At 62.7% G+C, this 23,585-nt stretch carries 16 protein-coding genes; 11 read left to right on the forward strand and 5 right to left on the reverse strand.

The window, feature by feature from the left end; all coding sequences use genetic code 11:
* Positions 1-16: 16 nt before the first annotated feature.
* A complete protein-coding gene (gene bla, locus KZJ38_RS27450; protein WP_425518423.1) occupies positions 17-928 on the reverse strand; it encodes a class A beta-lactamase in 912 nt (303 codons plus the stop codon).
* Positions 929-1,170: 242 nt separating this feature from the next.
* Here bla and KZJ38_RS27455 point away from each other — a divergent pair, with 242 nt between their 5' ends.
* Both KZJ38_RS27455 and KZJ38_RS27460 read left to right on the forward strand, forming a co-directional pair.
* Positions 1,171-2,598, forward strand: coding sequence for a cytochrome P450 (locus KZJ38_RS27455; RefSeq protein ID WP_246642041.1), 1,428 nt, complete (start codon positions 1,171-1,173; stop codon positions 2,596-2,598).
* 46 nt (positions 2,599-2,644) lie between these two features.
* A complete protein-coding gene (locus KZJ38_RS27460; RefSeq protein WP_219803114.1) occupies positions 2,645-5,992 on the forward strand; it encodes an adenylate/guanylate cyclase domain-containing protein in 3,348 nt (1,115 codons plus the stop codon).
* Between the two features lie 27 nt (positions 5,993-6,019).
* On the opposite strand, the gene KZJ38_RS27465 is transcribed toward KZJ38_RS27460, so the two are convergent.
* On the reverse strand, positions 6,020-8,257 hold the full coding sequence (locus KZJ38_RS27465) for a SulP family inorganic anion transporter (protein ID WP_219803115.1): 2,238 nt from the start codon (positions 8,255-8,257) through the stop codon (positions 6,020-6,022).
* A 440-nt stretch (positions 8,258-8,697) separates the two neighbouring features.
* On the opposite strand from KZJ38_RS27465, the gene KZJ38_RS27470 reads away from it, so the two are divergent.
* The gene (locus KZJ38_RS27470; protein ID WP_219803116.1) at positions 8,698-9,840 is read left to right on the forward strand and encodes a porin; all 1,143 of its coding nucleotides are present in this window, start codon (positions 8,698-8,700) and stop codon (positions 9,838-9,840) included.
* A 71-nt stretch (positions 9,841-9,911) separates the two neighbouring features.
* On the opposite strand, the gene KZJ38_RS27475 is transcribed toward KZJ38_RS27470, so the two are convergent.
* Positions 9,912-10,748, reverse strand: coding sequence for an AraC family transcriptional regulator (locus KZJ38_RS27475; protein WP_219803117.1), 837 nt, complete (start codon positions 10,746-10,748; stop codon positions 9,912-9,914).
* A gap of 382 nt (positions 10,749-11,130) precedes the next feature.
* Here KZJ38_RS27475 and KZJ38_RS27480 point away from each other — a divergent pair, with 382 nt between their 5' ends.
* From KZJ38_RS27480 to KZJ38_RS27495, 4 genes are all read left to right on the forward strand, one after another.
* On the forward strand, positions 11,131-12,675 hold the full coding sequence (locus KZJ38_RS27480) for an FAD/NAD(P)-binding protein (protein ID WP_219803118.1): 1,545 nt from the start codon (positions 11,131-11,133) through the stop codon (positions 12,673-12,675).
* Positions 12,676-12,821: 146 nt separating this feature from the next.
* Positions 12,822-13,553: a PIG-L deacetylase family protein gene (locus tag KZJ38_RS27485; protein ID WP_219803119.1), complete on the forward strand. Its 732-nt coding sequence runs from the start codon at positions 12,822-12,824 to the stop codon at positions 13,551-13,553.
* Complete coding sequence (locus tag KZJ38_RS27490) at positions 13,550-14,245, forward strand: 4-carboxy-4-hydroxy-2-oxoadipate aldolase/oxaloacetate decarboxylase (RefSeq protein ID WP_219803120.1); 696 nt, start codon at positions 13,550-13,552, stop codon at positions 14,243-14,245. The genes KZJ38_RS27485 and KZJ38_RS27490 overlap by 4 nt, the downstream gene beginning before the upstream one ends.
* A 90-nt stretch (positions 14,246-14,335) precedes the next feature.
* Positions 14,336-15,247 (forward strand): NAD(P)-dependent oxidoreductase, encoded by a 912-nt coding sequence (locus tag KZJ38_RS27495; RefSeq protein WP_246642042.1) that lies wholly within the window; start codon positions 14,336-14,338, stop codon positions 15,245-15,247.
* A gap of 42 nt (positions 15,248-15,289) precedes the next feature.
* On the opposite strand, the gene KZJ38_RS27500 is transcribed toward KZJ38_RS27495, so the two are convergent.
* The gene (locus KZJ38_RS27500; RefSeq protein WP_219803121.1) at positions 15,290-16,582 is read right to left on the reverse strand and encodes a LysR family transcriptional regulator; all 1,293 of its coding nucleotides are present in this window, start codon (positions 16,580-16,582) and stop codon (positions 15,290-15,292) included.
* 94 nt (positions 16,583-16,676) lie between these two features.
* Positions 16,677-18,431: a SulP family inorganic anion transporter gene (locus KZJ38_RS27505; RefSeq protein ID WP_219803122.1), complete on the reverse strand. Its 1,755-nt coding sequence runs from the start codon at positions 18,429-18,431 to the stop codon at positions 16,677-16,679.
* Between the two features lie 177 nt (positions 18,432-18,608).
* Here KZJ38_RS27505 and KZJ38_RS27510 point away from each other — a divergent pair, with 177 nt between their 5' ends.
* The 4 genes from KZJ38_RS27510 (at position 18,609) to KZJ38_RS27525 (ending at position 23,574) form a co-directional block, all read left to right on the forward strand.
* Positions 18,609-19,625: a hypothetical protein gene (locus tag KZJ38_RS27510; RefSeq protein ID WP_219803123.1), complete on the forward strand. Its 1,017-nt coding sequence runs from the start codon at positions 18,609-18,611 to the stop codon at positions 19,623-19,625.
* Positions 19,626-19,774: 149 nt separating this feature from the next.
* Positions 19,775-20,884, forward strand: coding sequence for an AI-2E family transporter (locus tag KZJ38_RS27515; RefSeq protein ID WP_219803124.1), 1,110 nt, complete (start codon positions 19,775-19,777; stop codon positions 20,882-20,884).
* A gap of 48 nt (positions 20,885-20,932) precedes the next feature.
* Positions 20,933-22,450 (forward strand): efflux transporter outer membrane subunit, encoded by a 1,518-nt coding sequence (locus KZJ38_RS27520; RefSeq protein WP_219803668.1) that lies wholly within the window; start codon positions 20,933-20,935, stop codon positions 22,448-22,450.
* On the forward strand, positions 22,447-23,574 hold the full coding sequence (locus tag KZJ38_RS27525; protein WP_219803125.1) for an HlyD family secretion protein: 1,128 nt from the start codon (positions 22,447-22,449) through the stop codon (positions 23,572-23,574). Before KZJ38_RS27520 ends, KZJ38_RS27525 begins: the two co-directional genes overlap by 4 nt.
* The last annotated feature ends 11 nt before the right edge of the window (positions 23,575-23,585 follow it).

Consider the following 23,585-nt stretch of genomic DNA (forward strand, 5'->3'; position numbering starts at 1 on the left):
TGGCATGCGTTGCTTCTCATCCGTGAAGCCATTGGGCAATTGCCGCACCGACAGAAGCGATCGTCGCATTCTGGTGCTTTCCATCGGACGGATCGCCGGTCAGATAGATCGAGATAAACAGCGGGCGGCTTTCTTCCGACGGCCAGACGACGGCCACGTCGTTTGTGGTTCCGTGTTCGCCTGCGCCGGTCTTGTCTCCGATTCGCCACTGCTGCGGCAGCCCCGCGCGCAGCCGCGTCCCGCCGGTTTTATTGCCGGCCAGCCAGCCGATCAGGCGGTCTCGCGACGCGGGCTGTAGCGGGTCGCCTGTCACTAGTGCGCGCATATTCGACAGCATGGCGGCCGGCGATGTCGTATCGCGCGGATCGCCGGGGCGTGCTTCGTTAAGCTCAGGTTCGACCCGATCGAGGCGCGTGACGTGATCGCCGAGCAGGCGCGCATAGGCGGTGAGGGCCTCAGGCCCGCCGATGCTTGCCAGCATGAGATTGCCGGCGGTGTTGTCGCTAAAGGTGATGGCCGCTTCGCAGATTTCCGCGAGTGTCATGCCTTGCGCACCGGACCTGTTTTGGGTAACCGGAGAATTCACCACGACATCGTTCGGCTCGAAACGGATGCGGCGTTCCAGTCGATCGGTGCCGCTATCGACTCGTGAAAGCACCGCAGCGACCGCCAATAGCTTGAACGTGCTGCACATTGGAAAACGCTCGTGTGACCGGTAACCGGCGCGCTTGCCGGTCTGCGTGTCGATCACTGCAACGCCCAGCCGGCCCCCGCGGTCGGTCTCGATGTGACGCAGCGCGACCGATAGTGCATCGGGTGCGTCGTTATCGCTTTGAGCGAACGCCCTCGACATCGGGAAAAGCGTCGGAAATAAACACGCCCCCGAAACAGCAAGAATTGCTTTTGCAACGCCGCGACGATCAGTCATTCCATGTTCTCCTTATGTTTTCCTCATGTTCTTCTCAGGCAGGAGCGCTACTGTCGCTGTGGCTCGCCTGATCGACAAGCGATGAAAAATCGGGAGAGCCGATAGATAAACTTGGGCATCGATGCGCGCTGGGAAAAGTAAGCACTTCGCTCAAGCCCGGGTTTGGAAAACCCTAAGGCGATTGACTAAAGTTATCTTCATGCCCATTACCTCGCATGACGGCGTGCAAAGCGGAGGAGAGCATGGCCGACCTTCAACTCGACGTGAACCCGACCTTGCGCACCGTTGCGGATCTGCCGTGCCCGCGCGGTATGCCGATTCTGGGGAATCTCTTCCAGATGGCGCCGGCAAAATTGCATCTGACCTTGGAGCAATGGGCGAAGCAATTCGGTTCGCCATACAGGGTCCAACTCGGCACGATCCCGGTGACGGTATGGACGCAGGCCGATCTGTTCCAGACCGTCATGCGCGAGCGGCCGCATCTGTATCGCCGGTTTGCGCCCATGGAATCCGTGATGGCCGAACTGGGCGGAAACGGCTTGTTTTCGGCGGAAGGCGCGGCCTGGGAACCGCAGCGCCGGCTCGTCATGCGAGCGCTTTCCTTTTCGAACATCAAGGGCTTCTTTCCGGCGCTGGAAGCGATTACCGGGCGTTTTCTCGTTCGACTGCAACAGGCCGAGAAGGAGCAACGAACGCTCGAGATGACGAAGGAACTCAAGCGCTATACGGTCGATGTGACAAGCACGCTCGCCTTCGGCGAGGACCCGCATACGCTCGAACGGGAACAAGGCATCATCCAGGAACAGCTTGCTCTCGTCACGCCCGCGCTGATGCGGCGCATCACCGCGATTTTTCCTTACTGGCACTACGTCACGCTTGCCGAGGACCGGCGGCTCGCGCGGGCCATGGTGGAAGTGCACAGTTATATCCGCAAGATGATCGAGCGGGCGCGCGAGCGCATGCGTGAGGCTCCCGATGCGCCGCCGCGCAACCTGCTTGAAGCCATGCTTGCCGCGCGCAACGAGCCCGATTCGAAAGTGACCGATGAACAGATTTCGGCGAACGTGCTGACGCTGCTCGTCGCGGGCGAGGACACGACGGCGAATGCGATTGCCTGGGCGCTGATGTACGTTGCCGCGGATACCCGGCTGCAGAATCGCCTGTTCGAACAGGCGCGTATGGCGTTCGGCGAATCCGCAATCTGTCCGGACTACGACGCATTGAAGCATCTCGATCTGTGCGAGGCCGTATGCAACGAGGCGCTGCGCTTGCGGCCCGTTGCCGCGATCCAGACATTCGAGCCGCTGACCGATGTGTATATCGGCGGCGTCGCGATACCGGCGCGAACACGCATGCTGTTTCTGACGCGTCCGGCCACGCGCGACCCGCTGAACTTCGCGCACCCGGAAACGTTCGATCCCGACCGCTGGAAGCACCCGCGAGATCCATCGGAAGGCGCGCACGAACTGAAGGCGTACCTGACATTCGGAGCGGGTCCGCGCGTGTGCCCGGGCCGTTATCTCGCAGCGGTCGAGATGAGGCTCGTCATATCGATGCTGACGCGCCACTTCGAGATCGAACTCGCGATCGACCCCGCGAAGATTGAAGAAGTCTCGGCATTCACGATGGTGCCGAACACCATGCCGGTGCGGCTCAGGCCACGCGGCTGAATCGCGGCTGAATAACAGTTCGGAGACTTTCCCCGCAGGAGAGAACGTGGACGTCGCCGCCTGGCTGCATAGCCTCGGAATGGAACAATATGAGCGGGCGTTTCGCGAGAACGCGATCGACGAGCACGTGCTGCACAGCCTGACGGCCGACGATCTGAAAGAACTCGGTATCGCCTCGATCGGTCATCGCCGCAAGCTACTCGATGCGCTGAGCGAATTGCGAACGCGGACGCAGGCATCGCGGCAGGCTACCACCCCGATACGATCCGCGCACGCCACAGCGACCCTCAGCGACACGAAGGCCGAACGACGGCAGGTCGCCGTGCTGTTTGCCGATCTGTGCGGCTTTACGGAGATGAGCCGCGAAGTCGACGCGGAGGACGTGCTCGCGATGCTCGATCGATACTTCGAGCAGACGGATCGCATTGTCGAGCAACATGGCGGCCATATCGACAAGCATGTTGGCGATTGCGTGATGGCTGTTTTCGGGGCGCCGCTTTCGCACGGGAACGATGTCGAACGCGCGTTGCGTGCGGCGCTTGCCATCCGCGACGCGATGCCGCGTTTATCGCGCACGCTGTCGCGTCCGCTCTCGGTGCATGTCGGTATTGCAGGCGGACAGGTCGTCGCGAGCGGCGCCGGCAGCGACGCGCATCGCGAGTACACCGTGACCGGCGAGACCGTGAACCTCGCCTCGCGCCTCACCGACGCGGCCGGGCAAGGCGAGATCCTGATTTCGGAAGCCGTGTGGCGCGCGGTGGCCGATCGCGTCGACTGCGCGGAGCGTGGCGCGATTGTCGTCAAGGGTTTTGCGCAGGCGCTGCCGGCCTGGTGTCTTGCCGGGTTTCGGCACACTGGCCTGGGGCGGCCGTTTATCGGCCGTCGCGATGAACTGCTCCAGTTCAGGGCCGTGCTCGAATCGTGTCGCGAGACCGGGCGCGGGCAGGTTGTGCAGGTGCGCGGCGAAGCCGGCATCGGTAAGACCCGTATTGTCGAGGAATTCCAGCGTGAGGCGAGCGAGCTGGGCTTCGCTTGCCATGGCGCCGTCGTGCTCGACTTCGGTGCAAGTACGGGACGGAATACGATTCGGTCGCTTGTGCGAAGTGTCCTTGCGCTCGACGATGCAAGCGATGCCGGCACGAGCGATGCCGCTGAAGATGCCGGCGCGGCCGCAATCGCGCATGCCACTGCGCACGGCTTGATCGATGCCGGCGAGGCGCTCTTTCTAAGCGACCTGGCCGGTGTGCCGCAGACGGCCAGCGAACGGGCGGTCTATGAGGCGATGGACAATGCAATGCGTGTCTCGGGCCGCGCGAACGTTTTGACGGGGCTCGTGCAACGAGCGAGCCGTATGCAGGCCCTTGTGCTGACCGTCGAGGACATTCACTGGTCAGACGGATCGACACTCAGTGACCTTGCCCAAGTCGCCGCGACGGCGGCTCAGTGTCCGGCTGTTCTGCTGTTGACGACACGTGTCCAGGGCGACCCGCTCGATGAGATATGGCGCGCGGCGGCCGCTGCGCCGTATGCGCGTTTCGATGTCGGTCCGTTGAACGTCGGCGACGCGCGTCTGATGGCCGAATCGTTTCCTGGTGCGACGGCGGACCTTGCCGAACGCTGCATCGAACGCGCGTCGGGCAACCCGCTTTTCCTCGAACAGTTGCTCAGAAATGCGGAGGAGACGGCAGGAACGGGCGTGCCCGGATCGGTGCAAAGTCTCGTACAGGCGCGGCTGGACCGGCTCGATCCGGCAGACAAAACGGTGTTGCAGGCGGCCTCGGTACTGGGGCAGCGTTTTGAAAAAGACGCGGTCGTTCACCTGCTCGATGGCGCCGACGCGAAGTTGGAGAGCCTCGTAGAAAGCCTTTTGCTGCGGCATCAAGGCAGTGGATTTCTGTTTCACCACGCGCTGATTCGCGATGCGATCTATGACGGACTGCTCAACAGCCGGCGCCGCGAGTTGCATCGCCGCGCGGCACACTGGTATAGCGAGCGCGACCTCGTGCTGCGCGCCGAACATCTGGATCGCGCGGCGGACGCCGATGCGGTCCGCGCCTATTGCGACGCGGCACGTTCGCTGGCGGCCGGATACCGCTATGAATTCGCGCTTCGTCTCGTCGATCGAGGGCTGCAACTCGCGGCGCCCGCCGACGCCGAGCGCGTCGCGCTCGAGTGCCTGCGTGGCAACATCCTGTATGACATGGGCGACATGACACAGGCGCTCGGCGCTTTCGAAACGGCGCTCGACTCCGCGACCACGGACACCGAGCGATGCCACGCATGGATCGGGTGCGCCACGGTGAAGCGCGTGATCGACCATCTCGATAGCGCATGGACCGATCTGGACCATGCGCAGGCCGCAGCCACCGCTGCAGGCCTGCTGCGCGAAGAGGCCCGCATCCATTTCCTGCGCGGCAATCTGTGTTTCCCGCGCGCCGATAGCGACGGATGCCTGCGCGAACACCAGCGCGCCCTTGCACTCGCGCGCGAGACGCACGACCACGAACAGGAGGCGGCCGCGCTGGGCGGCGTCGGCGATGCCGAGTACATGCGCGGCCACATGATGAGCGCCTACGATGCTTTCTGCCGCTGCATCCGGTTGTGTCAGCGGCATGGCTTCGGACGCATCGAGGTCGCCAATCGGCCGATGCGCGCGATCACTGCATGGCTGGTCGGCAAGGTCAGAGCGGGACTCGACGACGCGCTCGCGAGCGTTGCCGCCGCGGAAAAGGTCGGCCATCGCCGCGCGCTTGCCATCGCGCATCACTCCGCCTACAACTGCCTGCACGATCTTGCCGAATGGGATCGCGCTATGGAGCATGTCGGCCCGGCGTTGCAGTGTGCACTCGAGCTTGGAGCAAGGCGCTTCGAAGGCGAAGCGCTGCTGTTTCGCGCGGAGTTGCACCGCGCGGCGGGGCGCCGCCGCGAGGCGCTCGACGACATTGAAAAAGCGCTGGCGATCAGCCGGGAGACCGGTATGGCTTATCTTGGCGCGTCATGCCTCGGCATCCTGGCGAACACCACAGACAACGTCGCCGTCTTCGAAGCAGCGCTCGCCGAAGGGGAAGCGGTGCTTGCCGCCGGAGCGGTGAGCCATAACTACTATCTGTTTCGACGCGATGCGATCGACGCATGCATCGATCGGGGGTTGTGGGATGCGGCCGAGGCCCATGCCGTGGCGCTCGACGAATACGCTTGCCGCGAGCTTTCGCCCTTCGCGGTCTTTGTGGCGGCGCGGGCACGCGCGCTTATCGCATATGGAAAGGGTGTCCGGGATGCGGCACTGCTGGCCGAACTGGAAAAGCTCAGGGAAGAGGGCAATAACCTCGGGTTCGTCTACGCGCTTCCGACCATCGATGCGGCAATTGCAGGCGAGACCATCAAAACCGGATGAAATCGGCGCCGCTGGAAATCGCACCGATCAGTACGCGGCCCGCAACGCCTCATTCGCAACGGCCAGCCGCGCAGCAATCGACTTGATCAAAAAACGGTGAAATTGCTGGGCAGCGACGGGGTCTTCGCGCTCGAGCGCAAGCAATGTCGGCAGTGCAAGCCGTCGAACGCGCGTCGGCGCCTCGGCGATGACATCGGCACTGCGGGGCGTCTGCATGTAGACGGCCATTTCGCCGACTACGGTTCCGGGGCCGAATGAACGCAAGCGCACAAGCCGGCCGTCCGGCAATGGCAACGAAACCGCCACGCGCCCGCGTTCGACGATATAGAGCGCGTCTCCCGGTTCGCCACGCAGAAACAACGGTTGGCCTGCATCGAGATCGCGCACTTCGAGACAGGCCGACAGCTTTTCCAGTGCAGGCGCCGTGAAATGCGCCTTGAGCGTCACGTAGAAATCCTGATCGTCTGCATCGTGCGTACTCGCACCCGATTCGAGCAATTGGTCTTCGATCCATTCGAGCCCCGCATCGAGCGTCGCGAATTCGTGAATTCGCAGATTGAGCGTGCCTGACCGTGTGAGCAGGCTGCGCGAGCGCGCCGGTAGTGAAGTCAGCACGAGGTCCGCACCCGACGACGCGCATAGCTGCCTCAACTTCACGAATGCAATCGATACCGACGCATCCATGCCATTGGTCGCCGCGAAATCGAGCACGACATAGCGAACCGGGAGCGCGCCGTGCGTATCGAGCCGCTCGCGCACGCGCTGCAGAAGCGAATTCGCGGTGCCGAAGAACAGAAAGCCTTGCAGACACATACCGCACAGCTGTGCGCCGCGTTCGCGCAGCCGTGTCGTGGCCTCGATGCTGCGTTCGACGGTCGAGGTCCGCGTGGCCGCATCGAACTCCGAGCGCACGCAACTGACGCGTCCGTACAGCAGCGCGAACATCACGCATGCCGCGACGATGCCGGCTACCACGCCGGCAATCACGCCATAAAAGGCGATAACGGCGAGGATGCCGGGCACGAGCGCGTACTCGTACCAGTTAAGCCGTGCGTACGCGCCCACGAGCCAGTGCAGCAGCAGACGCAAGCCCATGAAAAGTTGCAACCCGACCAGCACGGGCACAGGAAAAAGCGCCACGAGATCGGGCAAAGCAGCCAGCGCCACCAGACACGCGACGGCGGCGAACACGGCCGCCAAACGGCTCGTCGCGCCGGCGCGCGAGTTGAGCATCGAGCGGTTGTACGACTGGTAGCCGACCATGCCGCCCAACAGGCCACTCGCAATATTGGCCAGCCCCGCGGCCCGCATTTCGCGATTGAGGTCGACGTTTTCGCCGGTCGCCGCGCCGATCGCTGTCGAGTTCATCAGGATCGTGATCGCCGATGCGGACGTGACGACCAGTGTTTCGGGGAGATGCGCGGTGATCGCGGGCCAGTCGATTGCACCGCGCGCAAATGATGAGGGCAGTTCGAAGTGAGGAATCAGATGCAGCCTGACACGCGGCATCAGCAGGCCCATGTTGCGCGCATCGTCGATCGACAGGCCGGCGAGCGCGAGCAACACGTAAAACAGCGCGATGCCGCACACGAGCACCAGCGGCAGCGCGGCGATGTGCTGGCGGCCTGGTGTTGGGACTGTCATCAGAACGGTCGTCAGCGCGCCGACGAAAAGCGCGGGCACCCACGCGAGCCAGGACAGATGCGTAAGCAATGCGAGATTCTGCCAGTGCGGCGTTTCGCCGGTCAGCACACGAAAAGCGCCCGCCAGCAGCAGAAAGCCCGTGCCCGCCAGAAATCCTCCGACGACGGGATAGGGCAGGAACTGCAGCGAGCGGCTTCGTTTTGACGAGCCGATCGCGTACAGCACGATGCCCGTCAACACGGAGCACAACGCAATCGCGATCAGTACGGTGAGCAGGGCGGTTTGCGGCGATCCGCCGTCGGCGCGCACGCTGCTCGCCACGCCCGCGGCGACACCCGCGAGAAACGCGGTGGCGTTGCTGTCCGGTCCGGCGATGTTCAGGCGCATCGAACTGGTCAGTGCAATGACCAGCGCGGTGACGATGCAGCTGACGAGTGCGGTGGGAACGCCGAGTTGGGCATAGTGCGCCAGGTCGGCGCTGAAGATCAGCGTGCCGAGACTCATCGCGTAGCACAGCATGACGAGCGCGGACACGCCGCCCGCGGTCAGGTCGCCGAGCAAGCCTGCGACCCGCAGGCTTTTGACCCATTCGGAGCGAGAACCTGTGGCACCGGGCTTCACTGCGTTCTCCCATCATGCGCGGAACCTGACGCATATCGACGGTTTCTACCGTGTCCAGTATTTACCGTGTCTCGCGCGCCTGTCAAACGGCGTACGCCGGTTACTGCTGTAAGCGCACGGCGAGGTACGCGCGCAATTGAACTCAGTCTCTTTTCGCCTGCCGTATCAACCTGAATGCCGGCACGGCCTGACGATAATCCATACGCAGGTCAATTCTGTTATTCCTTGCAATCAATGCATCGGAAAATAATGAAGAAAATTCACGATAAACATAATTCGGGAGCCTAAGTACATTCAGTTTTGGGGCATGCTTTTTTGACAAAAAAGGGCGTCCGCATAGCGCCGATATAAACCCGAAAGTTAAATTACACGCCTCTGTCGTACAGCTGGCCGATTCACTCGAGTTGGCTTTCGACTGTCAATCAAATGAGAGGAGAGAAATGAAACGGGGTTTGTATTTTATTGCCTGTTCAGGCGTGTTCGCCGCGCAGCTCGCGCATGCACAAAGCTCAGTGACGCTGTATGGCCTGCTCGATGCAGGGCTTCAATACACGAATAACGCCAATGGCGGATCGCTCTTCAGACAGAGCACCGGCAATATCAACGGCGACCGCTTCGGCATGCGCGGCAACGAAGATCTCGGCGGCGGCCTCGGTGCGATTTTCGTACTTGAAGGCGGATTCAACATCAACAACGGAAAATCGGCGCAGGACGGGCGATTGTTCGGCCGCCAGGCGTACGTCGGTCTGCACAGCGAGGCATACGGTCTGGTTTCGCTTGGCCGTCAGTACGACGCGCTGACCGACACGCTGATTCCACTTTCGGCCACGTCGATCAACTTCGGCGATACCGCGTTTGCTCACCCGTTCGACAACGACGACATGATTCACTCATATCGTTTAAGCAACACAGTGAAGTACACGAGTCCGGTTTACGGCGGGTTGAAGTTCGAGGCCCAGTACGCGTTCTCCAATAGCGTGGACTTTGCGGTGAACCGCGCATACAGTGCGGGCCTCGCGTATAGCAAGGGGCCATTGAATGCCGGTATCGCGTACTTTCAACTGAACGGCACGAAAAACACCACGATCAGCAGCCCCGGCGCGCTCGACGCCAACGAAACGCAGGCGAACAATACGGCTGGCTTCGTGCTGGGCGCCGATGTGCAGCGGATCGCCGGCGCGGGCGTGAACTACGAAATCGGCAAGGCGAAGGTTGGCTTCGTCTATACGCACACGCAGTTCCAGGGCTCGACGTCGTTCGGTTCACAGAACGGAACGGTGCGCTTCGATAACTACGAACTCAACGGCAAATACTTCGTGCTGCCGCAGCTCACGGTCGGCGCCGAATACGTCTTTACGAATGGCCATGTGACGAACACTTCGACATTCGGGTCGTCGCCGAAGTGGAATCAGGTCGGCTTGCAAACCGTGTACAGCTTTTCGAAGCGTACCGATGTATATCTCGAGGGCGTCTATCAGCACGTGAGCGGCCGTAATTTCAGCGCTTTCGTCTATAACTCGGGCGGGGCCTCGTCGACCAACAATCAGATCGTCGGCATGATGGGGATGCGCACGCGCTTTTAATGATGCGCCGGGCGGCGAAGCATGAGCGGCATGAGTCCGGCTCGAGCGGACTCATGCAGGCTCAAGCAGGATCAATCGAATGCGCGAAACGCGTCGCGATACTGCCCGGGTGTCATGCCCATAATCGCCTTGAACGTGCGGGTTAGATGTGCCTGATCCGCAAACCCCGTCGAGACGGCGATGTCGACGAGCGGTTGCTGCGACCGCAACAGTCGGCACGCCGCACGGATGCGCGTCTGCGTTTGATACGCATGCGGCGTGAGCCCCACCGATTGCTGAAACGCGCGTAAAAGCCGGAACGGCGGCAAGCCCGACGTAGCCGCCAGTTCGTCCAGCGTCACCTTGTCGCCGAGGTTTTCGACCAGATAGTCGCGCGCGAGCCCAACCGCGCGCGGCTCGCGTTCGCGCGCGGGAAGCGTGACCGCGGCTTCCGAATGCCGCAACAGCAGTCGTGCGATCAGCGTGACGAGCCACGATTGGCGTTCCAGTGAAGATGCGTCGGCTTCGGAGCGTCGGTGCAATTCGAGCAGTTCGTTGGCCGCATCGGGGTCGTCGAACGTCGGACCGAGAAACGCGATGCTGGACGCGGGAGAGTATCTGCGCAAATCCGCCGCGGTGATCTGCACCATTTGCGGATTGAGGTGGATGGTTCTGCACCGCCATCCTTCGGCGTTCACCGGCGTGCCGTAGTGCGCTTCCTCCGCGTTGATGAGCGTGAAAGAGCCGGCCTTGGCAATACCCTGACGCGAGCGGGTGCGCAGATTGATCGCGCCTTCCAGCACGAGACCCAGGCTTATTTCCTCATGAGCGTGCCACGGATACATGTGCTGAACATAAGTACCCTTGAGCATCTCCGCGTCATGCAGGTCCATCATCCGCCAGACCTTGACGCTGCTGTCATGCGACATCTTTACCTCGAAATCAGATTCGCGATGTGTTCCCCGAAGCGAGCCGGGAAAACGCGAACCAAAACCATACCGGATATCGGCCATCTTTGCCGGGTGTGCCGGCGCAGCCCTGTTTTTCGCGGCGAACCGCGCCCGCCATTCACGAACACGGACCGCGCCGGACCGGAACACGGTGCAAATTTCCCTGCATCGCGTGCCGACACCACACCTCTCTTCCAGCTTACCAGGCCGCGCCGCCGCTGGTCTTGAAGAATCTTGCAAGCAGGCGAGCGGCGCCTGGCGGCGTTCCGTGGACGCAAGATTCTTCAAGACCCGGCTCAGGAGCGCCGGATATCGTGCGTCACGCGTGAACGTGGTCAACGGTAAGAAGGACATGGGTACGATGAAGCAGGACGAAAATAGTGTGGCTCTGGTCGGCGGAGGCGCCGCTTGCGTGGCGACGTTTATCGCGCTCGTCAAACAACGCGCGGTGCGAACTATCTATATAGTCTCTCCGGGTGATATCGGTCCCGGCATGGTCTTCGGAAATCACGACGAAGACCTGTTATGCAATACCTCGGCGGAAATCATGTCGGCGATCGCGGATGTCCCACAAGATTTTCTGCTTTATTTGCGGCAAAACGGACGACCGGTGGATCCGGAAGCGTTCGTGCCCCGCGCGTGGGTCGGCGCCTATCTCGCGGATCGCTTCCGCCACTTTTCGGATATCGCTCACCGGCACGGCATCAAGGTGATTCACCTGCCGTATCGCTTTCGCTCCGTGCGTGTGATCGATGGCGGCGGTCACGAGTTGAAGCTCGAGCGCGGCGAGACGCCGTATTCGCTGTTTGCAACGGACGTCGTTTTCTGCACGGGCCTTGGTGTGCCCCGCATTCCCGATCTGCTGAAGACGTATCTCGGCCATCCGCGTCTGATCGAAAGTCCTTATCCGGAAGCCGACATGCTGCGTCGCATTCCCAGGCATGCGCGCGTGCTCGTGGTGGGCAGCAAGCTGTCGGCGGTCGACGCGGCGATTCTGCTGTGCCGGCAACACTGCAAGGTGTCGATGGTCTCGCCGTCCGGCGCGCTTCCTGCCGTGCGCAGCCGGTCCATCCGGAATGCGCGATTTCGCCTCGACCGCTCGTGGCTCGAGTCGCTTTTCAGGGGATGGACACCGGGCGGCGATGTGTCGTATCCGAAGGGCTTGAGGCACGGTTATCTGAAGTACCTCGCGTACCACATGTCGACTCTGACCGGCCCTTCGTGGCGCGAGCAGTTCAGTGCGGCACGCGGCTACCGCGAGCGGCTGCGCGATCAGATCCGTCTCGCCGAACTCGGCCAATGCGAATGGCAGGACCTGCTGGTGGACCTCGTGGAAGCGATCAACGCGATCTACGCCAAAACCCGGTGTCCATTTCCCGGCGCCATGCACCCCGCAGTCGGCGAGCGGGTCGAACCATACCTGACGTCGCTCGCGCTGCCGAATGCGAAGAAGCTGCTAGACGTGATCGACGATGGCTTGCTGACCGTCAGCAAGGGCCGATTGCTCGATGTCGTCGCGCCGCCCGATAAAACGGCGCCGTGGAGCGTGAATTGGGGCGAGGGCTTTCAGAATTTCGATGCGATCGTCACGACCGCGGGATTTCATGCGCCACGCCTCGTCAGGAACGAGTCGGGCGAGATGGAACTCGAAGTGCACGGCGCGCGCGACAGGGAGACGGTGGCGGTATCGCAGCGATTGAACGCCGAGCCGACGCGGCCAGCCGGACAGGGCAACCTCTGGTTTGTCGGGCCGCCCACGCATTCCCGCGTGCCGATTTCGAGCGCGCTATTCGTCAATGCATCGGTCGCTGCGCGCGTGGCAGAAAATCTCGCAATGGGCCGTTGCGCGACGATTGCGCGGCGAATTCCGCCCTCAGGACGCCGCCGCGCAACGATGGCCGGTTGACGCGGTTTGCCTTCAAAACAGTTTCAATAAACAGAATAGATAACCACCGAGGGTTCTTCGCGTACCCTATGCCGGCGCGCGGCTCCTAGAATCATCAGCGTTGTATTTCATTTTTTTTCCGAAAAAATCAACGTATAGGGCAGCAGATGGCGGAGAACAACTCGATGCTGGTCGTCAGCGCGCATAGCGCTGATTTTGTGTGGCGGGCAGGTGGCGCAATCGCGCTGCATAAGAAAAACGGGTACCGCGTCAAGGTGGTGTGTCTTTCGTTCGGCGAGCGCGGCGAGTCCGCCAAGCTGTGGCGAAAAGAAGGCATGACGCTCGACAAGGTCAAGACTTCGCGCCGCGAGGAAGCGCTGCGTGCAGCCGACGTGCTCGGCGCGGAAGTCGAATTCTTCGACCTCGGCGATTACCCGTTGCGCGTGTCGGACGAAGCGCTGCTGCGCCTCGTCGACGTTTATCGCGACGTTCAGCCCGCTTTCGTGCTGAGCCATTCGCTCAAAGATCCGTATAACTTCGACCATCCGCTGGCGATGCATGTGGCGCAGGAAGCGCGCATCATCGCTCAGGCCGAAGGTCACAACCCGGGCCAGAAAATTGTCGGTGCGCCGCCCGTCTACGCATTCGAGCCGCACCAGACCGAGCAGTGCGAATGGTCGCCGAATACGTTCCTCGACATCACGGAAGTGTGGGACGTAAAGCGCAAGGCAATCGAATGCATGGCAGGTCAGGAGCATCTGTGGGAGTACTACACTCGCGTCGCCCTGCAGCGCGGCGTGCAGGCCAAGCGCAATATCGGCATTACCGCCAAGCGCAACATCGAATACGCAGAAGCGTATCAGCGTGTCACGCCGAGCGTGGTGGGAGATCTGTCATGAAGCGCGGCGTTGTCGTTACCCGTATCTCGCGGGCCGATCCGGCCGCCGTCGAAGTGCTGAAGAACGCCGGCAGCGCGACCGTGCATGAGGCGCAGAACCGTCTCGGGCTGCTCGCCACGTATATGCGGCCGATCTATGCGGGTGCATCGATTGCCGGCTCCGCGGTGACGGTGCTGATTCCGCCGTCCGACAACTGGATGATCCACGTAGCCGTCGAGCAATGCCAGCAAGGCGACGTGCTCGTCGTTGCGCCGACTTCGCCCTGCGAAGACGGCTATTTCGGCGAACTGCTCGCGACCTCGCTGGCCGCGCGCGGCGTGCGCGGCCTTATCATCGACGCTGGCTGCCGCGATTTGCGTGCGCTGAAGGAGATGGACTTCCCGGTCTGGTCGAAGGCGATTTCATCGCAAGGCACGGTGAAGGAAACGCTGGGCTCGGTGAACATTCCCGTGGTGTGCGCGCAGCAACTCGTGCGTCCCGGCGATGTGATCGTAGCGGACGACGACGGTATCGTCGTGGTGCCGCTCGAAACGGTCGCGGCGGTCGTCGAAGCGACGCAGGCCCGTCTCGCGAAGGAAGAAAAGACGCGCAGCGTGCTGGCATCGGGCCAGCTCGGCCTCGACTACTACGGCATGCGCGACAAGCTCGCGGCCAAGGGTTTGCGCTACGTCGAATCGGCCGACGATCTGTAACTTGGCCACGTTGCCCAGCCTGGTTGTTTGAGAGAAGACGGGCGAGCGCTCATCAAGCGCTCGCCCGATACTAAAGAAGGAGACACCTCGATGCGCGATGCAGCGAGTATGGCGGCAATCGAACGCGTAGCGTTTATCGGTTTCGGCGAAGCGGGCGGCATGCTCGGTTCGGCGCTCGCGAGCAAGGGCGTGCAGGTGTCGATGTACGACCGCCTGCTCGACGGCGGCGAGCACCACGCGGAGGCGATGCGCGACAAGGCGAAGCAAGCAGGCGTGCGCGCGGCGCCGGATCTTGCGCAGGCGTTAGCGGACGCGCAACTCGTGATCTCGGCAGTGACGGCGGCTTCCGATGTCGAAGTCGCCGAAGCGGTGAGCCGCTGCATCACGCCGGATCAGACCTATCTCGACATCAATTCGGTATCGCCGCATACGAAGCAGCATGGGCAGCATTGCATCGAAGCGGCTGGTGCGCACTACGTCGAAGCGGCGGTGATGGCGCCGGTGCCGCCATACGGTCTGAAAGTGCCGATGCTGCTCGGCGGTACGACTGCCGAGGCGCTTGCGCCGCGGTTGCAGGCACTCGGCTTCAATGCGCGCGCGGTATCGGGTAAGGTCGGCGTTGCGTCGGCCGCGAAGATGTGCCGCAGCGTGATGATCAAGGGCATCGAGGCGCTGTCGGTGGAATGCCTCGCGGCGGCGCGGCACTACGGCGCCGAAGAAATCGTGCTGGCCTCGCTGAAGGAAACCTTCGGCAAGATGCAGCACGATACAGACGTACCCGGCTATCTGATCAGCCGCGTCGCCGAACACGGGCGCCGGCGCGCGGAGGAAATGCGCGAAGTCGCGCAGACCCTGCGCGATGCGAAACTCGATCCGCTGATGAGCGAAGCGTGCGCGAAACTACAGGACGGCGTGGTGGATGCGATGCAAACGCGCGACATCCGTTACGAGGATGTCGTGCCGTTCGTCTGGCGGGACTTTCTGGATCTGCTCGCGCGTTGATATTACGTTGATGCCGCAATAGCGTCGCGTTGATTCCGATGATCACGCAACCGCACGCCCGGCATACCCGAGTGGATTGAACTGCGCGACGACCTCGCGAATCGCGTCGATCAGTTTGCGCGCGGCCGGCGACGGTTCGGCGAATGCGCGCATCGTGAAGCCGATGTCGCGCACCGTATCCGGCATCGGCACGTCGAGCACCGCGAGCTGGCCCATTTCGCACTCATACTGCATCTGATGCGCGGAAAGCGCGGCCACCATATCCGATTGCAGCAGCAGACCGCGAATCATCGCAAGGTCGGCCGTTTCCACCGCGGGCACGGGCGGCGCGAGCCGGCTGCGCTCGAATAGCGCGTCGAGAATCTCGCGGCTCGGAGAATGGCTGCGCGGCAGCACCCATTGCATATCGGACAGCTGTTTGAGCTTCAGATTGCGCACGCCCGCAAGCGGATGGCCGGGCCGCGCGAGCACCGCCATCGGTTCGGACATCAGCGGTTCGGTGACGAGGCCGCTTGCCGGATCGGGCTCGCGCACCGCGCCGAGAATAAAGTCTATATCGCCTGCACGCAGCCCCACGGCCAGCGTTTCGTAGGCGCTTTCATCGGTAATGACGCGCACGCCCGGATAGGCCTTGCTCAGATGCGCGACCGCGGCGGGCAGGATCAGCGTGCGTCCGAGCGGCAGCGCGCCGACCAGGACATGGCCGCGAATCGTGCCCTGCAATGCGGCGACGTCGTCGGGTACATGGCGCAATTCGTTTAACGCGCGGCGGACGTGAAGCACGAAGATCTCGCCGTCGGGCGTCGGCTGCAGGCCGCGCGCGCTGCGATGAAACAGTTCGAAGCCCGCGCCCGTTTCGAGCACGCGGATCGCGCTGCTGACCGCGGGCTGGCTGATGCCGAGCGCGCGTGCGGCGCTCGGCATGTGCCGGTGGCGTGCGAGTTCGACGAGCAATTGCAGGCGTCGCGTATTGAGCAGCGACGACGGCACGCCGCGCGGCGCGTTCACCCGCCGCTCCTGCTGACGCGTCGCGCACCACGTGGCCAGCGTTTCGAGCTCGCCGAACACGCGCTGCGCGCGCTCGAGCACCGTGCGGCCGGTCGGCGTGGGCAGCATGCCCGACGGATGCCGCTCGAACAGCGGCACGCCGAGCGCGCCCTCGAGTTCGTGGATCGAGCGCGTGACCGCGGACTGCGCGCGATACAGCGTCTCGGCCGCACGCATCGCGCTGCCGTGCTGCGCGACCCGCACGAACACGAGCAGATGCGCGAGATTGAGCAGCTCGCGCGGTGCGTGCGGATCGGTAGCGGGCGGGCGAGGGCGTTTGGCGGTCATGGCGCGCGGTGGACGGATGGCGGTCAATGATACGCGACGTGATTTGCGCCTTGCAGCGAAATGAGCCGTCGGGCAGGCTGCGATCCGGCTCCTTCTAGCCGCCGTGGCCGCCGGTCGAGCCTTCCGCTTTGCCTAGATGGTAGTCGACAGCACTGTCTATAGTCGGATGAAACCGTTCGGCGCCGACGAGCTCCATCAATTCGAAGCGCTTGAGCTTGTCGCGAACCGGGTCCTTCATCTCGGCGAAATGCAAGGTGATGCCGCGCTCGTTCAGTACGCGAATCAGTTCGAGCAACATGTCGGCCGATGTTACGTCCACGCTCGTCACGGGTTCCGCTGCCACAACGACCCTACGCACGGGCGTCGGCGATTCTTCCACCGCCTGTAGCAGCCGCTCCTGAAACAGCTCGGAATTGGCGAAAAACAGCGGGGCGTCCCAGCGAAACAGCAGCAGCCCAGGAATGCGCGCGGCATTCGGGTAGCGCTTGATGTCGTGGAAACCGCGCACGTCGTCGACATGGCCTAGCACGGCAAAATGAGGCCGCCAGCCGTCCCACAGAAATTCGATGACGGCGATGACGACCGCGATGCAGATGCCGGTAATCGCGCCGAAAACCGCGACGCCGACGAAGCACACCATGGCAAGCCAGAACTCCCACTGCTGAATGCGATAGATCCGTTTGAGATCCGTTATTTCGAACAGGCCGATGGCGGCTGCGATAACGACGGCCGCCAGTGCGCTGTTAGGCACGTAACGCATGAGGTTCGGCGCCGCGATCAGCAGCAGGGCGACGGCCAATGCGCCGACCACGCCCGACAGCTGCGTTTTAGCACCCGCCGCCTCGGCCACCGGTGTGCGCGATGAACTGCTGCTGATCGGGAACCCTTGAAAGAGCCCTGCCGCCAGGTTCGCGGCGCCGAGGCCCACCATTTCCTGGTTGGGATCGACGCGGCTACGCGATCGTGCCGCAAAGGTTCGCGACAGCACGCTGGTATCGGCAAACGATATCAGCGCGACAGCGCAGCCGCCGACGATGATTCTGGTCAAATCGGCACCGTTTGCCCAAGGCAGGACAAACGACGGCAGGCCTTGCGGAATCTTGCCGAGCACCTTGACGCCGAGACTATCGAGGCCGAACACGCTCACGCATAGTGTGGCGAGCACGACCGCGATCAGAATGCCCGGCACCTTTTCAAAGCGCTTGAGAAACAGGATCAATGCGAGGCTGGCCGCGCCGACCGCGAAGCTATACCAGTTCGTTTTGCCGTTAGCGATGCCCATGCCCAGGCTTAGCAGATCTCTTAGCGGACCGGCCTCATCGATTTTGATGGCAAAGAGCTTCGGCAACTGACTGATCAGAACGGCGATCGCGATGCCGTTCATATAGCCATATCGGATCGGCTTCGACAGCAATTCCGTGATAAAGCCAAGGCGCAATACGCCCATTGCGATGCAAAACACCCCGGAGACGATGGCCATCATGCTTGCGACGGCGATGGCACGCGACGGATCGCCAGCGGCCGCCGTCACGACGACAGCGAGAATCGGCGCGGCCAGGGCGGAATCCGGCCCGAGCACGAGTATCCGGCTGGGCCCGAATACGGCATACGCAAGCAATGGCACGATGGTGGCGTAGAGCCCGTAGACACCGGGCACACCCGACGCTTCCGCGTAGGCAATGCCGACCGGCACCAGCATCGTGGTCAGGACGAGCCCGGCGGCGATGTCTTTCGGTAGCCAGCTCGTCTGGTATTCCCTGAGCATCGTGACGCCGGGCAGCCACCGCAACCATCGGTGATTGGGTTTGGCAGATGGTTTGCCTGGGGAGATTGACGTGTCGGGTTGCATGAGTCGATCGCGTGAGATCGAAACCGGCCTCACGTTTTGATAGTTGGAGGGGATGCCGTGCGGGTAACGTCCAAGCCCGGATAACGCCTAGAATAGTTCAGGGATGCAAAAGAGACCAGCGCGCCAAGGCTCGTTCGTATGGCTTTAGCGGCGCCACTCGCAGCGAGGGATAGACAGATGGGAATGCTCAACTGGCTCCTCAACCGGAATCACGCGCAGACCGGCTCGCAAAATTCGGCACAGATCGACGCAGGCATCAAACGCATTCTGGCCATGCATCCGCGCCTGCAAATGGCATCGCGCTACGAACAGCGTTTGAAGCCCGCGGTACTGACCGCGCTTCAGTACATCGACGGCTTGCTGGCTTCGTTGCCGTCGGCGCATCAAGCCAATGCGCAGGCCTGGTCAGCCGATTTTCATCTGCGTGCTTTTTTTGCCACGCCCGAGACGCTGCTGGAGGCGTTCGGCCGCGCCGAAGAACTGCGATCGTTTTTCGACGGCAATGCCGAATCGACAGAAGCCTATGCGGCGCTCGGCATGACGATGAACGAGCGGCATTTCCTCGGGGTTGCGCTCGAGGGCAATGAAGTGCGTCACGATGTTCCTCAGACTTCACTGTTGTTCGGCGATCATCGGGTGCGTATGTGCAGTCGCACTGAGCTTGAGCTACGCGACGAAATCGGGCATCGGCTGCTGGATCAACTGGTGCTCGAGGGCATGGCGAAGCTGTCGAACGATCACCATAAGCTGCTCGATGAAGCGCGCTCCATGCTGCAAGCGCGTAAGACGCTGCTTGAGCGGCAGGGCGCCGGCATGCGCTCGGTGGTAGGCGACGAATCGGCTGACGAAGCCGGACAGCTCGAACACGTGCAGAAACAGCTGGAAGAAAATGCGCGCCAGCTTGGTGAGATCAGAATGCCGGGCAAGACGTACGACCTTCAGTTAAAGGGAATCTGCGACGTTCTGGCTCATCCCGCGGCCCATCTGTACGTCAATACGAAACGCGTTCGCATCGACCTGATGAACGTGATTCGCGACAAGGATGGTCCGGGCTGCCACGAAATCGAGTTTCATTTCGCGCGTATTCCGGGCGACCCGCCTCGCATGCGCGCATTCGCGCTCGTGTGTTTTCCTCGTGCGGAACTGGCGCCCGGCGGAATGCGAATCGATGCCGTGATGCGTGGCCTCGGTTAGCGGCATCAGCTAGATGCTCAGTTAGATGAGTAGGACCTTGGTCCAATTGTCTCCGCGGTGCGATGGGGCCTACCATCCCCGATAGCGGCCCAGGTATTTGCCGGATACTCGTATCGGAGTATTGGAGGCAACCCGCGAGGAGACATGCGATGCTGCCCACGCCGACTACCCGAAGGGTGTTGTCCAGAGAGCTGCTCGACGTCCTGATCCGGGCCGGGCTGGTTGCCGTACTGGCGATATTCTGCGTTCGGATCTTCCTTCCATTTCTTAATCTGATGGTCTGGGCGGTGATTCTCGCGATCACGCTTTATCCGCTTCAAGTCAGACTTCGCCGCGCGCTCGGAAGGGATGGTCTCGTTGCGACGCTGATTGTGATCGTCGCATTTGCCGTCATTCTCCTGCCGACTTATCTGCTCGGCGTGGCGGTGGCCGAATCCATCGAGCGCGCAATGGATATCGTCAGGAACGGCGAATTCCGCATTCCGCCGCCCGCCGAATCGGTGGCGCGCTGGCCGCTGATCGGTCAACGCGTGTACGACTTCTGGCAACAGGCCTCGACCGATCTCACCGGTCTCGTGCACAAGTTCGCGCCGCAACTGAAGGAAATGAGTCTCGCCTTGCTCGGTATGGTGACCGGGCTCGGTGCCGGGCTGCTGATATTTTTCGTCGCGCTGATCGTGGCCGGCATATTCATGGCTTACGGAGAAAAAGGCCACCACAGTGCGGTGCAGATCGCATCGCGCATCTCCGGCCCCGAGAATGGCCCGCAAATCACGGATCTTTGCACGGCGACGATTCGCGCGGTCGCTCAAGGCGTGGTCGGCATCGCGTTTATCCAGATGCTGCTGATCGGCGTCGCATTCGTCGTGATGGGGATTCCCGGCGCGGGGCTGCTCGCCCTTGCCGTGCTGCTGATCGGCATCATGCAGTTGCCCGCGACGCTGATCACCATCCCTGTCATCGCTTTCGTCATCGTGACCGAGGGCGTCAGTGTCGCGACGATCGTTTTCTCCGTCTATGTTTTCGTCGCGGGACTGGCCGACAACGTGCTCAAGCCGCTGATGCTCGGGCGCGGCGTGGCCGTGCCGATGCCGGTCGTGCTGATCGGCGCGCTCGGCGGGATGGTGTCGGGCGGCGTCATCGGTCTGTTCATCGGTCCTGTCATGCTGGCGGTCGGCTACCAGCTGTTCTGGCGATGGGTGAGGGATCAGCCGCAGCCGCAGCCGGAGAGGGCGAAGGAAGAACAGCACACTACGTAGAACCGACGGGGCCGCGCCGTGTCGACGAACCTGCGTCAATCGTGGCTCATGCTTATCGGCGCGGGTTGCCTCTGCGGATGTACCAGCGTGGGGCCCGATTTTCATCCGCAGCACGAAAACTGGAGCGAACACTGGAGCAGCGCTTCGATTGCGCAGGTCACCGAGCAGCGTACCGAGCCCGATGTCCGGCAATGGTGGCGAATTTTCGCGGATGAGAATCTCGAGTATCTAGTTGCGCAAGCCGATGCGCAAAACGGTGACCTGAAGATTGCGGGCCTGCGCGTGATCGAGGCCCGCGCGCAACTAGGCATTGCGACCGCGGGGCGGTATCCGCAACTGCAGCAGGTCAATGCCGATGTGCTGTATTCGGCACGCAAGCGCTCCGACGGTTTCAACCCGCGCTCAGGCGCCTACTGGCAATACGGCGTGGGCTTCAGCATCGGCTGGGAGCTGGATTTCTGGGGGCGCTTCAGCCGCGCGATCGAGTCGGCCGACGCGTCGTTCTTCGCGGCGCAGGCCAATCGCGACGACGTGCTGGTGCTGCTGCACGCGCAGGTGGCCGATACGTATTTCGCGCTGCGTACCGCGCAGGCCCGTCTGCATATCGCGCGCGAAAACGCCCGCTTGCAAAAGCGCAGCTTTGAGATCACGCAACGCCTTTTCAAAAGCGGAGAAAGCGATGAACTCGATCTCCAGCAGGCGAAGACGCAATACCTCGGCACGCTGAGCAGTGTTCCCGTGTTCGAAAGCCAGATCGTGCTCGCGCGCCACGCGTTGTCGGTGCTGATCGGCCGGCCGCCCGACCCGTTGCCGGAACTCGACATGCAGCCCGGCAAGGAGGGGGTGCTTCCGCTCGTCAGCCGGGCTGTATTGCAGGATGTGCCCGCCGATCTCCTGCTGCGTCGTCCCGATGTGCGCGCGGCCGAGTGGCAGATGGCCGCGCAATCCGCGCTGATCGGCGTTGCGGAGGCGGACTTGTACCCGTCCGTGTCGCTGCTCGGCTCGCTTGTCTGGAGCGCCAGTTCGCTGACCGGTTCGCCGAATACGCTTGCCGTGGTCGGCGGGCCGAGCGTCACGTGGAACGTATTCGATCACGGCAGGATCACGAACAACGTGCGCGTGCAGGATGCGCGTTTGCAGCAACTGATCGTCGCTTATCAGAACACCGTGCGCGAAGCAGCGCGCGAGGCCGACGACGCGGCGACGGCGTTGATCGCGGCGTTGCAGCGCGACAGTATTCTTTACGATGCCGAGCGCGCGGCGCGGCGTTCGCTCACGCTAGCCAACACGATCTATCGCGAAGGATATTCGGACTTTCAGCGGGTACTCGATGCGCAACGCGCGCTGTTCTCGCAGCAGGACGCGTATGTCGTCAACCGCGGCAATGCGGTGAGCAGCGTGATCGCGCTTTACAAGGCGCTCGGCGGCGGCTGGTACACGGCACAGCCGCTCGTCGATCCGGCGACGCGCATGCAGATGCAGCAGCGCACCGACTGGGGCGATCTGCTCGACGAGCCGGCCGCATCATCCGTTACCGGCGGCAAGCCGGAAGGGCCGGTGCAATGAGCGGCACGCCCGAACCCTCCGCGGACCCGCCGCGACAGCCGCCGGCGCCGGCCGCCGACCCTTCGTCGAGGGCGGTCAAATGGGTGCTCGGTGCGATTGCCGTCAGCCTTGTCTGGTATCTGCTGGCGGATCGTTTTACGCCCTATACGCAACAGGCTCGCATCGAGGCCTACGTCGTGCCCGTGGCCGCGGAAGTGTCGGGCCGGGTGACACGCGTACTCGTGCACAACAACGAGGAAGTCAACGCAGGGGATGTGCTGTTCGAAGTTGATGGCGAGCAGTACCGGATTGCCGCGGATCGGGCGCGCGCGGAACTCGAATCGACGCGCCGGCAGATCGGCGCCAGCACGGCCGGCATCGATTCGGCGCGCGCATCGTTACGCGCGGCGCTCGCGAACGAGGTCAAGGCGCGCCAGGACAGCGACCGGCTCGAACGACTCTACCGGGAAGACGAAGGCACCGTCTCGCTGCGTCGCCTTGAAGTCGCGCGTGCCACTTACGAACAGGCGCAAAGCCAGGTGGCGGCGGCACGCGCGGAAGTGGAACGCGCGCGCGAACAGCAAGGCGGCCGTGACGCGGAAAATGCGCAGCTGCGCAGCGCCGCCGCTTCACTCGAAAAGGCGGAACTCGATTTTGCCAATACGCGGATACGCGCGCGCTCGGCGGGCGTGATCACCGACCTGCGCACGGAAGTGGGCCAGTTTGCTGCGGCGGGCAATCCGCTCATGACGCTGATCGCGATTCGTGATGTGTGGATTAGCGCGGACATGACCGAGAACAACCTCGGACGCCTCGAGCCAGGCACGCCGGTCGCCATCGCTCTGGACGCATTGCCCGGGCAAATTTTCGAAGGACATGTGCGCAGCATCGGCTACGGGGTGAACGTCGGGCCGAGCACGCCGCCGGGCACGCTGCCGACGGTTCAGAACAGCCGCGACTGGCTGCGTCCGGCCCAGCGCTTTCCGGTGATCGTCGAGTTCGCAAAGGACGAACGCGCAAAACTGCACAACATTCGTGTCGGCGGTCAGGCCGAGGTGATGGCGTTCCCCAGTCCGGGCAACCCGCTCAATCTGCCCGGCAGAGTGTTTTTGCGCGCGATGAGCTGGCTCTCGTACGTTTACTGATGGTATGGATG

The organism is Paraburkholderia edwinii (genome assembly GCF_019428685.1).
Taxonomy (GTDB): domain Bacteria; phylum Pseudomonadota; class Gammaproteobacteria; order Burkholderiales; family Burkholderiaceae; genus Paraburkholderia; species Paraburkholderia edwinii.